An 11,250-nucleotide genomic window follows, 5' to 3' on the forward strand; every position below is an offset into this window, starting at 1 on the left:
GGCGAGAGGTTGTTGGGGGGTGTGCGGGGCGTAGGCCGGGTACGGCGGTATGGCCACGGCGGCGGCGTCCCGTTGCTCCCCGCCGCCGCTCGTCACCACCACCGTGACCCCGACGATGATCAGCACGAGCCCCGGCACGGTCGCCGGCTTGATGTTCTGGTCCATCAGCCACCACGCCGCGAGCGCGGCCACCGGGGTCTCCAGCAGGAGCAGGACGCTCGCTGTCGTCGCCGATGTCCTGCCCAGGACGAAGTTCAGCGAACCGAGCCCCAGGATCTGGGGAAGGATGAGCAGCCCGAGCAGCGACAGCTGGGTGGACCGGTCGAAACCCGTCAGCGAGATGCCGGCCAGCCAGCAGACGGCCAGGAGTTGCAGACCGCACACCAGCGAGGTGAAGGTCGAGTACAGTGGAGTGCTCACATCCGCGCGGGACTTCTCACTCAGGGCTGTGTAACCGGCCTGCGCGATCGCCCCCAGGAGCGCGAGCAGGTCACCCATCAGGGCCGTACCGCCGGCCTGTATGTCGAGACCTGCGGCCGTGGCCGCCCCCACCACCGAGAGCCCGAGCCCCGCCCAGGTCCTGCGGGCCGTCCTGACCCCCTGACCGGCTGCGATGAGGGCCTGCCAGACGGGCTGCGTGGCCACCAGCGCCGTGGACATGGCGACCGACGTCAGCCGTGTGCTCGTCATGAAGGACGCGAAGTGCAGGGCGAGCGAGGTGGCCGCGAGGAAGCCGAACACCAGGGGCCGCCACTGCTCCCGGCGCAGGATGCCGCGTTCACCACGCGCGACTTTCACCACCTCGCGGCGGCGTAACAACAGCAGGAACGGCCCGAGTACGGCGAAGCCCAGGCAGTTGCGCCAGAAGGCCATGGCCAGCGGCGAGGCGGAGGCGTAGGCCGTGAGCGGGGCGGTGGCGGAGATGGAGACGATGGTCACCGTCATGGCCGCCAAGGACAACGGGTCGAATCTGCTTTTCACGCGTTCATACCGCCGTTGGGCTGTGGAGGATGAGCCCCATCCCATCGGCCCGTACCGGAGTCGGGCAAGGCGTCAGCGGCTGGAGAGCCCACCAGGACAGGCATCGTGCCCGCCGGTACGGCGCGGCGCTGCCCCGTAGGCAGGTCTCTCGGCGGTCGTCCGGCCATGGCGGCCGGTCCTGACAGGCCCCGAGGGGGCCGGCCTACGCCCCCCGGCCCACGTCGGCCAACCGGTCGCGCAGGCGTGCCGCGTCCTGCCCCGGCGGCAGACCGTACGCCCGTCGGTACTCGCGGTTGAACTGGGTCGCGCTCACATAGCCGACCCGTTCGGCGACCAGGGCCGCCGTGGTGTCACCGGCGAGGAGGAGCCGACGGGCCTCCTGGAGGCGGAGGTGCTTCTGGAAGCGGAGCGGGCTCATGCCGGTGGCCGCCTTGAAGTGGCGGTGCAGGCTGGCGGGGCTCATGTGCGCCGCCGCCGCGATCGCGTCGATGCCGAGCGGCTCGCTGAAACGGGTGTAGATCCACCGGGCCGCCGTACGGACCCTGGCCGCCGCGGAGTCGGCCAGGGTGAAGTGCCGCAGCGTCGGACCGAGGGTGCTGCCGAGCAGGCGGTAGAGGATCTCCGTCTCGATACGGCCCGCCAGGGCGCGGATGTCCTGCGGGGTGTCCAGCAGCCGTACCCAGCGGGTGACCGCGTCGGCGAGTTCGGGCGTCATCGGTGTGGTGAGCCGGCCGGCCGGGTCCGGGGCGGGGAACCCGCTCGCGTCGCTGCCGTCCGGTTCCGGTCCCGGCCCAGGTCCCAGTTCCAGCAGGAGTTCGGCGAGCATGCCGCCGTCCAGGCGCAGCACCGCCGAGCGGTACGGCACCTCCTGGAAGGTGGCCGTGACCGGCAGGACCAGCGAGTTCAGGAACACCTCGCCGCGACCGGTCGTCCAGCTCCGGTCGCCCGCGACGCTGCTCTTGGCGCCCTGGACGATGAAGCAGATCATCGGCTCGTACAGCATGTCGAGCGGCGCGACGGGCTCGTCGAGCGTCACCAGCCTGAGGCGTGGCACCGCCGTGTCGGACCACATGTCGCCGCCGTGCCGGGCGATGGCCTCGGTGAGCTCGTCCAGCATGCGTTCTCCCTGTACTGGTCTGAGAGTATCAGGCAATCCTATGCGGTCGACGGCCCATGCCCCGAGACGTTCCCGCTCCTAGCGTTGACCGCATGACACAGCAAGGCGATGAACAGCGAAGCAATGAACAGAAGCGCAGCGGCATGCCGGTCCGTGCTCTCGGCGGCCAGGGGCTGACCGTCGGCGCGATCGGCCTCGGCACCATGGGCATGACCATGGCCTACGGCGCCGGCGACGAAGCCGGCGGCATCGCGACCATCCGCCGGGCGTACGAGCTCGGCGTCACCCTTTTCGACACCGCCGAGCTGTACGGCCTGGGCACCGGAAGCAACGAGCAGCTGGTCGGCCGTGCCCTGCGGGACATCCGCGGTGACGTGGTGATCGCCACCAAGTTCGGCTTCGACATGAGCGCGCCGCAGAACGCCGACGGCTACGCCCTCAACAGCCGGCCCGAGCACATCCGTGAGGTCACCGAGAACAGCCTGCGCCACCTCGGCACCGACTACGTGGACGTGCTGTACCAGCACCGCGTCGACCCGGATGTACCCATCGAGGACGTGGCGGGCACCATCGGCGAGCTGATCGCCGAAGGCAAGGTGCGGTACCTCGGGCTCAGCGAGGCCGGGCCCGAGGTGATCCGGCGCGCCCACGCCGTCCATCCGGTGTCCGTGCTGCAGACCGAGTACTCCGTGTTCGAGCGGGCCGTGGAGGCCGACGTGCTGCCCGTGGTGCGCGAGCTCGGCATCGGATTCGTACCGTATTCGCCGCTCGGCCGGGGGTTCCTGACCGGCGCGGTGAAGCCGGCCGCCGAGTATCCCGCCGACGACATGCGCAGCTGGGACGACCGCTGGCAGCCCGGCAACTACGAGCGGAACCTGACCGCCATCCGCGAGCTGACCGCGCTCGCGGCCACCAAGGGGATCTCCGTCACGCAACTGGCCCTGGCCTGGCTGCTGGCGCAGGGCGACGACGTCGTACCGATCCCGGGCACCCGCAGTCCGCAGCGCCTCGCCGAGAACGTGGCCGCCGCGGACGTCACGCTCACCCCGCAGGACCTGGCCCGTGTCCAGGAGATCCTGCCCAAGGGCGCCGCCGGGTCCCGCTATCCCGAGGCGATCATGCCCTCCTGGTGACCGGCGGGGCGACCCGGCACGGCGGCCCGGCTCAGCGGACGGTTCAGCGGGCGATCTTCACCTGCCGGGTCTCCGCCACCTGGTCGATGTCCGACGTGCGGATCGTGACCTTCATCGTCCAGGTGCCGGCGAGGGGGAGGTTGAGGGACCGGGTGCCCCAGTAGCCGCCCTGGTCGGTGAGCCTGGCGTCGATGGGGCCGATCTTCTGGGACCGGAGGGTGAAGGAGAGCCGGATCTCGGGGACGGTGGCGATGCCTCCGTCGGGGCCGATGACGACCGCCTCGACCGTGTTCTCGCCGACGCGGCCGGGCTCCAGGACGAGCTGGACCTTGCCTTGGCCGCCCGGGGTGCCGACGTCGAAGGGGATCAGGGTCGTGGACGTGGTGGGGTCGTCCGCGGCGGCCACTGCGGACTCGGCCGCCGCCGTTTCGAGTTCGGCGCGGCCGGGCTGGGTGCCGGTCAGTACCGTCGTGATGAGCAGCACCGCCACGCCCACGACGACTTCGGCGAGGACGGAGCGACGCAGGAACCGGTGGCGGGCGCCCGTTCCCGAAGAGCCGGCCGGCGCCGGTGTGGAAATCGCCTCGGCTGATCCCTCGGATGGTCCCTCGGCTGATCCCTCGGACGACGGCTCGGACGACGCCTCGGACCGCGGCTCGGCCATCTCCAGCGCCGGCACCAGCTCCTTGGACGCCGGCGCCTTCGACGGCTGTGTCTTCGACGGCTGTGCAGCGTCCGTCAGCCGGGCCGTCCAACGGCGCGAGAAGCCCGCCGCGGCCAGCAAAAGCACCACCCCGCACACCTTCGCGACCAGCAGCCGGCCGTACGAGGTGCCGAACACCGCGTCCCACGAGCCGAGCCCCCGCCAGGACTGGTAGACGCCGGTCAGCACCAGGACCGTGACCGAGGTGAACGCGAGACGCGAGAAGCGGTGCACGGAGGCGGCCGGGAGCGGGGTCTCCGACCGGTGGAGCGCGGTCAGCAGGGCCCCGAGACCGCCCAGCCAGACCGCCATCGCCAGCAGATGCAGTACGGAGGAGGCCATCGCCACGGGGACCTGGATGCCCGCGGACGCGTGCTCGGCGACGGCCCAGGTACCCGCCAGCGCGACCGCCAGGAAACCGCCGACCACCGCGAGACCGGCCCGCCTCGGTTCCGCGGTCGAACTCGGTTCCGCGGCCGGACTCCGTTCCGCGGTCGAACTCGGTTCCGCGGCCGGACTCCGTTCCACGGCCGGACTCCGTTCCGCGGCCCGTCGCAGTCCGGCACCCGTGCGTACGAGGAAGACCGCCGCCCCCGCCAGCAGCGCCAGCCGGGCGAGCAGTGCCCAACCGGGCCGGCTCGTCAGCGTGTTCTCGATGAGGGCCGGGTCGAGGAGGGTCGACGGGCCGGTGCCGCGTTCGTAGGGGCCGCGCAGGAAGACGAGGCCGACCGTGGTGGCGAGGAGGATCCACCAGCCGGCCCGTACGAGTCCTCGCAACGGTTCCGGGCTGGGCGGACGGCAGGCGAGGACGAAGACGGCCACGCCGATGAGCAGGGCTACGGCGGCGTACGCGGCGTAGCGGGCGATGTCATAGAGGGCGCCCGAGGCGGGGTTCACGGCAGGCTCGGCGGAGACGGCGGCCGTTGTCGCGGAGGGCTCGCCGATGGAGAAGGTGAAGGCGCCGGCGATGGGGTGGCTGTCCGCCGAGACCACACGCCAGGCGACCGTGAACGTGCCGTCGGGCAGACCGTCGCGGAGCCGTACCCGGACCTGGTCCGAGTGGCCGGGGACGTGCTGGGTGTCGCCCGCGTTCACCCGGCGGTTCTCGGGGCTGAGGACGCGCAGCGAGTCGTCGGTGATGCCGACCGACTCGGTGAAGGTCATGGTGACCTCGCGCGGCGCGGACCGGAGGACGGACCCCTCGCGGGGGTCGGTGTCCCGCACGGCCGAGTGCGCGGACACGGAGGCCGCGCCGCCCAGCAGGATCAGCGACAGCGTGCCCAGCAGGGCGACGAGGGCCGTGGCCCGGCGAGGCGCCGGCGCCGACACCCGTAGCAGCCGCGGTATTCGTATCGCGACTGCTACCGGTATCTCTGGCACCCGGCGCACTTGGTGTGTGCGGCGCACTCGGCCCACGTCGCCTCTCCCTGCTTCTCGCGCTCGCCCACATACATCTGCCGCGTACGACCGCCCGCGGCCTCCGCCGTCTCCGCACCGTCTGCGCACCGCCTGCGCACCGTCTGCGCCGCCTCCGCGGGGGTACGGATGTACGCGGCACGTTGTTCAACGCGGGCCGCGCCCACCCTGCCCGCACCCACCCGGCCCGCGCCACAGGACCGCTCGCGTCCTCACCACGTCGGCCGTGCGGAGACCCCGCCGTCCACGACCAGGTCGTGCCCGGTGATCCAGGAGGCCATCGGCGAGGCGAGGAACACGCAGGCGTCGCCCACGTCCTCCGGGCGCCCCAGCCTGCCGGTGGGAACCGCCTGTTGCCAGCGCCGTACGCCCTCCGGCCACGCCTGCGCGAGACCTTCGCGGTCGATCAGGCCCGGGGAGACGGTGTTCACGCGGATTCCGTACGGACCGTACTCCAGGGCCGCCGAGCGCGCGTGCATGACGACGGCCGCCTTCGACGCGGCGTAGTGCGCGTGGTGCGGGGCGGGGTGCGTGGCCTCGATGGAGGCGATGTGGGTGATGCTGTGCACGCGGAGTCCGGCCGCCGCCTGGGTGCAGGCGAACACGCTCGACACGTTGGCGTCGACCACCGCCCGCCAGTCCGCCGCCGTCATGCCGGGCAACTCCTGGACCGGCTGTACGCCCGCGTTGTTGACCAGGGCCGTCAGCACGCCGCCTCCCCAGTCCGCGGCCTCGCGGACCACCCGGTGGCACTCGGACTCCACGGTCAGGTCGGCCCGCAGGGTCACCGCGCGTCCGCCCGAGGCCGTGATGAGAGCGACGACCTCACTGGCCGCCGCGGCGTTCGTACGGAAGTGGACGGCCACGGCCGCCCCCGCCGCCGCGAACCGCAGCGCGATCCCCCGCCCGATGCCGCCGCCGGCCCCGGTGACCAGCGCCACCTGACCGTCCAGCAGCCCACCACGCGACTCGCCGAACGCACCGGTCAGGTCAGTCGCACCGGTGACGTCAGTCGCTCCGGTCACGGTCGGCTCAGCGCGGCGATCCGCGCTGCCTCCGCGGGGTAGCGGGCCGCGAGTTCGGTCCCGTCCCCGTGCTCGTACCCCTCGTAGGTGAAACCGGGCGCCATCGTGCACCCGAAGAACGACCAGGCTCCGTCCGTGCCGACCCGCGCGCCCATCCAGGTGCGCGCGGGCACGGTGAACTGGACGTGCTGCCCGCCGAGGACGTCCGGACCGAGCAGAACCGTACGGGATGTGCCGTCGGGGGAGAGGAGCCACAGCTCCAGCGGATCCCCCAGGTAGAAGTGCCAGGTCTCGTCGGCCGGGAGGCGGTGCAGTGCGGAGAAGTCGCCGGGCCGCGAGGTCAGGAGGGCGACGATCGCGGTCCCCTCGGGCCGCCCGTCGGGCCGTTCGGGTCCCGCCCAGGTACGGCGGAAGAGGCCGCCCTCCTTGGGGATGGGTTCCAGTCGGTAGTGAGCGACAAGGGCTTCGGGAGTGATGTCATTGACCACCCACCGACCATGCCCCACCGGGAGTGGAAGCAGTAGGTGAACGCACTGGAGTACCGGGGGTATCGGGGGCGTCGGGGGCACCGGCGAGCGGGCCGAACCCGCACGCGCCATGATCGGAGCATGGACGTCACCCTTCACCTGTCCCAGCAGCCCGAGGCCGACGAACTCCTCGGGCGCAGCCCGCTCGCCGCACTCGTCGGCATGCTGCTCGACCAGCAGGTTCCGATGGAGTGGGCGTTCACGGGCCCGTACACGATCACGCGGCGGCTCGGCGGGGACGATCTCGACGCGCGCGAGATCGCGGCGTACGAGCCCGAGGCGTTCGCGGCCCTGCTGTCCTCGAAACCTGCCGTGCACCGTTACCCGGGTTCGATGGCCAAGCGGATCCAGCAGCTGTGCCAGTACCTCGTGGAGCACTACGACGGAAACGCGGCGAAGGTCTGGGAGGGCACGGAGTCGGGCGCGGAGCTCCTGCGCCGGCTCAAGGAGCTGCCCGGCTTCGGGGCCCAGAAGGCCCAGATCTTCCTCGCCCTGCTGGGCAAACAGCTGGGCGTACGCCCGAAGGGCTGGCGCGAGGCCGCGGGTCCGTACGGCGAGGCCAAGTCCTTCCGCTCGGTCGCGGACATCACAGGGCCGGAGTCGCTGACGAAGGTACGGGCGCACAAGCAGGAGATGAAGGCGGCGGCGAAGGCGGAGAAGGCCACTAAGGCCTCCGGCAAGTGAAGGTTCCGTAGCCAGGCCAGGTCATTCGGGCACCGGCCATCGCGCGTCGGCCATCGCGCGTCGGACAGGCGGCTCGGGCCGAGCGCACGCCGAGCGAACGCCGCGGGCGGGTCGCGGGCGAGTCGCCGGTGGGCCGTCGGCGGGCCGCACCTGCCCGCGGGCCGACACGCCGGGCCCGTACGGCTCCGCCCGCCGCCGCCCCCACCGAGACCGGTTCGAACAGCGGCGCCTCACTGGCGCGTCAGTGTCAGCCGTTTCAGGCTTCTGTCCCCGTTTTTCCCGTTTTACCCTTGATCATCCACGACCCGTTCTCGAACGGATCATGAACGGGTGATCCGGGAGAATTACCGGTTTGCCCATATTTACAACGTCATTTCCAGCGTCGCACTCCACCGTCATGGCTGCGCCCGGAAGCTCTTGACCGGTAGGCTTTCCGTGTGATCTTCAAGCGCATCGGAAACGGACGGCCGTACCCCGACCACGGCCGGGAAAGCACCCGGCAGTGGGCGGACGTTGCGCCGCGCCCGGTCCGCCTCGATCAGCTGGTGACGACCAAGGGCCAGCTCGACCTGGAAACACTGCTCGCCGAGGACTCCACGTTCTACGGCGACCTCTTCGCGCACGTCGTGAAGTGGCAGGGCGACCTGTACCTGGAGGACGGCCTGCACCGCGCCGTCCGCGCCGCACTCCAGCAGCGCCAGGTCCTCCACGCCCGTGTCCTCGAACTGGGCTGAGTCTCCAGGGTTCGACTCGTGCCCGTGTTGGACCTTTTGGGTTGGACTGGACACCGCTCAATGATCATCTAGTAGGCATCGACGCTCCGGCGCACTACGCTGCGCCCATGAGCATGCTCACTCCCCCTGGCATGGGCGGCCAGTACCGGATCACGGGGGACAAGTACCCACGGATGCGCAGAAACCGGGGGCGCCGCAGGATCGTGCTCGCGGTCGTCGCCTCCGTCGCGGCGCTCGGACTGGTCGGCTGGGGAACCCTGCAGCTCATCGACGTCTTCACGGGCGGCGGCGACAAGGCGACGGCAGTCGGTTCGGCGACGGACTGCAAGGTGTCCCCCTCGCCTTCCGCGAACCCGGTCAACGCCGTCCCGAAGCCCGGCCAGATCACCGTGAACGTCCTCAACGCCACGTCCCGCGCCGGCCTCGCCAAGGACACCGCGGACGCGCTGAAGAAGCGCGGCTTCAAGATCGGCGAGGTGGGCAACGCCACCAAGACGTACGACAAGAAGGTCGACGGGCCCGGCCTGGTGCTCGGCGCGAAGGCGGCTGCCGGCACCGCCCTTCCCGTACTCGCCACCCAGCTCACCGGCGCCGAGACGAAGACCGACACCCGGGCGAAGCCCGCGGAGGTCGACCTGATCCTCGGCAAGACCTTCAAGGCCCTGACGAAAGAGAAGGACGCCGCCAAGGCCCTGACCACTCTGGCCAGGCCCTCACCGGCGCCCTCGGCGACGAAGAAGGACTGCTAGGACCGCTAACCACTAGGGCCTCTGGTGTCGCTGCTGCCGGCTGGTGTCGCTGGTGCTCTGCTGACACGGGCGGGGCACCAGCGGCTGTTCGTCCTGTTCGGCCTGTTCGGCGGCGCCGTACAGGCCTATTCAGCTGCGCCGTACATACGATCTCCCGCGTCGCCGAGGCCCGGGACGATGTAGCCGTGCTCGTTCAGGCGCTCGTCGACCGACGCGGTCACGACCGTGACCGGGGCACCCGCGAGTTCGCGCTCCATGACCTCGACGCCCTCGGGAGCGGCGAGGAGGACCACGGCCGTCACATCGTCGGCCCCGCGCTTGATCAGTTCCTTGATCGCCGCGACGAGGGTGCCGCCGGTGGCGAGCATCGGGTCCAGGACATACACCTGGCGCGCGGAGAGGTCCTCCGGCATGCGGGTCGCGTACGTGGACGCCTGGAGCGTCTCCTCGTCGCGGATCATGCCGAGGAAACCCACCTCGGCGGTCGGCAGGAGGCGCACCATCCCGTCGAGCATGCCGAGGCCCGCCCGCAGGATCGGTACGACGAGGGGCCGCGGGTGGGACAGCTTGACGCCCGTGGTGCCGGACACCGGGGTCTCGATGTCGACCTGTTCGGTGCGCACGTCCCGCGTGGCCTCGTAGGCGAGCAGGGTGACCAGTTCGTCGGCGAGCCGACGGAAGGTGGGGGAGTCGGTGCGGCGGTCGCGCAGCGTGGTGAGCTTATGAGCGACCAGGGGGTGGTCGACGACATGGAGACGCATGCCCCAAGGGTATCCGGGCCCGTCCAGCCCGCCCGTCGCCCCGTGACCACCGGCTTCGGGTTCCGTCCGAGCTCGGTGGGAGAACGCTTCGCCGATGCCACCCCGGAGACTCCGCTGGCATCAAACCGCCCGTCGGAGGGAAAGTGGGAGGGATCGACTGGGGGTGTTGCCGATGCCGGAACCGGAGCAACGGAACCGGGAGGACCCAGAGAACCCGGAGAACCTGGGGAATCCGGGAAACCTGGAGAGCGACGCTCAGCGCCGCAGGCGCCGTGCCCAGTTCCTGCGGGAACTGACGGAGGCACGCGAGCTGCGCGACAGGGTTCAGCCGCGCCGGGCGAAGACGGCCCGGCTGCGCCACGCCATGCGCATGCGTACGTTCCGCTGGTGACTTCCGCTGATGACTTCCTCCTCCGCCTGAGAACCGACACGCGACACGCACGGATCGCCGTAGCCGCGGCCGTGGTCGTTCGTGGTCGTGGTCGTGGTCGTGACTCTGACTCTGACCACGGCTCCGGCTGTGGCCGCCACGACTGCCCACGACTGCCCATGACCGTTCGGGGCAGCCCCGGACAGCCGCGTAGGAAGTGGGGATTCCGGCGGCGTACGATCCCGCTGTCGGTGGGCGCCGGGCGCCCGGGTGAGGCCATGCGGCGGCGTGACGCACGCGCCACGTGACCGGGCGGGAAGACGCGCCCGGGACACAGCGAGCCGAAGACCTCTCCTGAACGCTCTGTTTCTGCCACGATTCCGAGTGGGCGGGGCTCGGAGCACTCATTCCCCGCCCACAACCTCCGCCGGGGGGACCCCCAACCGGCACACCTAGGACCAGTGGGAGAGTCACGGTGTACTTCGCCGCACTGCTCGCGCGCACCGAAGACGGGTGGGAAGCGAGCGACACAGAGCTCGACGATGTGGAGACCCTGTCCGATCTGACCGACCTGGCCCGTGAAGCCTCGGTCGACGACGACACGGTGCTCGTCTTCATCGAGCAGGAGGACGCGTGGTTCGGAGTCGTCCGCGTGGACGGCGAGGAGGACCCTCGCATCTACGTCTCGGACGCCGCGGCCGCAGCTCGCAGTTCGTACGGCGAGATCCTGCTCACGGACGAACTGCTCGGAAGGGATCCCGGCGACGACGGCGTCGCCGACCTGGACTCCCTCGACCTCGACGGCACGGAGGACGGTGAACCCGAGGACGAAGCCGACGCCGACGAAGAAGACGGCGTCGGCACCACCGTCAAGGGCGAGATCGTGCCGTCCGGACCCATCGGAGACCGCGAGGTCCTTGTCGATCTCGGTGTGAACGAGAAGGAGTTGCTGACCCTGGACAGCACCGACGCACTCGGCGAGATCGCCGAGGTCCTCGGGGCGGCGGAGGTTCTGGAGACCGTCCGCTGACTCCCCCGAACCCCCCGCCC

General features: G+C 71.0%; 12 protein-coding genes. 6 read left to right on the forward strand and 6 right to left on the reverse strand.

Annotated features, from left to right (window positions below; translation table 11 throughout):
* Together AOK01_RS25685 and AOK01_RS25690 are read right to left on the reverse strand one after the other, a co-directional pair.
* A partial coding sequence (locus AOK01_RS25685) for a DMT family transporter (protein ID WP_213862151.1) occupies positions 1-981 on the reverse strand: 981 nt, incomplete at its 3' end.
* 202 nt (positions 982-1,183) lie between these two features.
* Positions 1,184-2,098, reverse strand: a complete 915-nt coding sequence (locus tag AOK01_RS25690) for an AraC family transcriptional regulator (RefSeq protein ID WP_055515658.1) — start codon at positions 2,096-2,098, stop codon at positions 1,184-1,186.
* Positions 2,099-2,190: 92 nt separating this feature from the next.
* Between AOK01_RS25690 and AOK01_RS25695 the strand changes: the two genes are divergently transcribed.
* Entirely contained in the window at positions 2,191-3,231 is a 1,041-nt protein-coding gene (locus tag AOK01_RS25695; protein ID WP_055515660.1) for an aldo/keto reductase, read from the forward strand.
* A gap of 43 nt (positions 3,232-3,274) precedes the next feature.
* Here the strand turns inward: AOK01_RS25695 and AOK01_RS25700 are convergent, their stop codons facing one another.
* The 3 genes from AOK01_RS25700 to AOK01_RS25715 all read right to left on the reverse strand — a co-directional run bounded on the left by AOK01_RS25700 (position 3,275) and on the right by AOK01_RS25715 (position 6,851).
* Entirely contained in the window at positions 3,275-5,263 is a 1,989-nt protein-coding gene (locus tag AOK01_RS25700; protein ID WP_245702411.1) for a copper resistance CopC/CopD family protein, read from the reverse strand.
* Positions 5,264-5,562: 299 nt separating this feature from the next.
* The gene (locus AOK01_RS25710) at positions 5,563-6,339 is read right to left on the reverse strand and encodes an SDR family NAD(P)-dependent oxidoreductase (protein WP_055515677.1); all 777 of its coding nucleotides are present in this window, start codon (positions 6,337-6,339) and stop codon (positions 5,563-5,565) included.
* Positions 6,340-6,371: 32 nt separating this feature from the next.
* Positions 6,372-6,851: a cupin domain-containing protein gene (locus AOK01_RS25715; protein WP_055515679.1), complete on the reverse strand. Its 480-nt coding sequence runs from the start codon at positions 6,849-6,851 to the stop codon at positions 6,372-6,374.
* 132 nt (positions 6,852-6,983) lie between these two features.
* Between AOK01_RS25715 and AOK01_RS25720 the strand changes: the two genes are divergently transcribed.
* From AOK01_RS25720 to AOK01_RS25730, 3 genes are all read left to right on the forward strand, one after another.
* Entirely contained in the window at positions 6,984-7,586 is a 603-nt protein-coding gene (locus AOK01_RS25720; RefSeq protein WP_055515664.1) for an HhH-GPD-type base excision DNA repair protein, read from the forward strand.
* A gap of 437 nt (positions 7,587-8,023) precedes the next feature.
* Positions 8,024-8,320, forward strand: coding sequence for a type II toxin-antitoxin system VapB family antitoxin (locus tag AOK01_RS25725; RefSeq protein WP_003955420.1), 297 nt, complete (start codon positions 8,024-8,026; stop codon positions 8,318-8,320).
* Positions 8,321-8,427: 107 nt separating this feature from the next.
* The gene (locus AOK01_RS25730) at positions 8,428-9,069 is read left to right on the forward strand and encodes a LytR C-terminal domain-containing protein (RefSeq protein WP_245702412.1); all 642 of its coding nucleotides are present in this window, start codon (positions 8,428-8,430) and stop codon (positions 9,067-9,069) included.
* A 125-nt stretch (positions 9,070-9,194) separates the two neighbouring features.
* Here AOK01_RS25730 and upp read toward each other — a convergent pair whose 3' ends face one another.
* Positions 9,195-9,830, reverse strand: coding sequence for a uracil phosphoribosyltransferase (gene upp / locus AOK01_RS25735; RefSeq protein WP_055515668.1), 636 nt, complete (start codon positions 9,828-9,830; stop codon positions 9,195-9,197).
* Between the two features lie 172 nt (positions 9,831-10,002).
* Here upp and AOK01_RS25740 point away from each other — a divergent pair, with 172 nt between their 5' ends.
* Positions 10,003-10,221, forward strand: coding sequence for a hypothetical protein (locus AOK01_RS25740; RefSeq protein WP_055515670.1), 219 nt, complete (start codon positions 10,003-10,005; stop codon positions 10,219-10,221).
* 454 nt (positions 10,222-10,675) lie between these two features.
* Positions 10,676-11,230: a tRNA adenosine deaminase-associated protein gene (locus AOK01_RS25745; protein ID WP_055515672.1), complete on the forward strand. Its 555-nt coding sequence runs from the start codon at positions 10,676-10,678 to the stop codon at positions 11,228-11,230.
* The last annotated feature ends 20 nt before the right edge of the window (positions 11,231-11,250 follow it).

It is taken from the genome of Streptomyces aurantiacus, assembly GCF_001418335.1.
Lineage (GTDB): Bacteria > Actinomycetota > Actinomycetes > Streptomycetales > Streptomycetaceae > Streptomyces > Streptomyces aurantiacus.

Excerpts from the sequence above, each read along its gene's own strand:
- AOK01_RS25740 (WP_055515670.1), top strand. The coding sequence starts at position 10,003 with ATGCCGGAACCGGAGCAACGGAACCGGGAGGACCCAGAGAACCCGGAG.
- AOK01_RS25720 (WP_055515664.1), top strand. The coding sequence starts at position 6,984 with ATGGACGTCACCCTTCACCTGTCCCAGCAGCCCGAGGCCGACGAACTC.
- AOK01_RS25695 (WP_055515660.1), top strand. The coding sequence starts at position 2,191 with ATGACACAGCAAGGCGATGAACAGCGAAGCAATGAACAGAAGCGCAGC.
- upp (WP_055515668.1), bottom strand. The coding sequence starts at position 9,830 with ATGCGTCTCCATGTCGTCGACCACCCCCTGGTCGCTCATAAGCTCACC.
- AOK01_RS25690 (WP_055515658.1), bottom strand. The coding sequence starts at position 2,098 with ATGCTGGACGAGCTCACCGAGGCCATCGCCCGGCACGGCGGCGACATG.
- AOK01_RS25730 (WP_245702412.1), top strand. The coding sequence starts at position 8,428 with ATGAGCATGCTCACTCCCCCTGGCATGGGCGGCCAGTACCGGATCACG.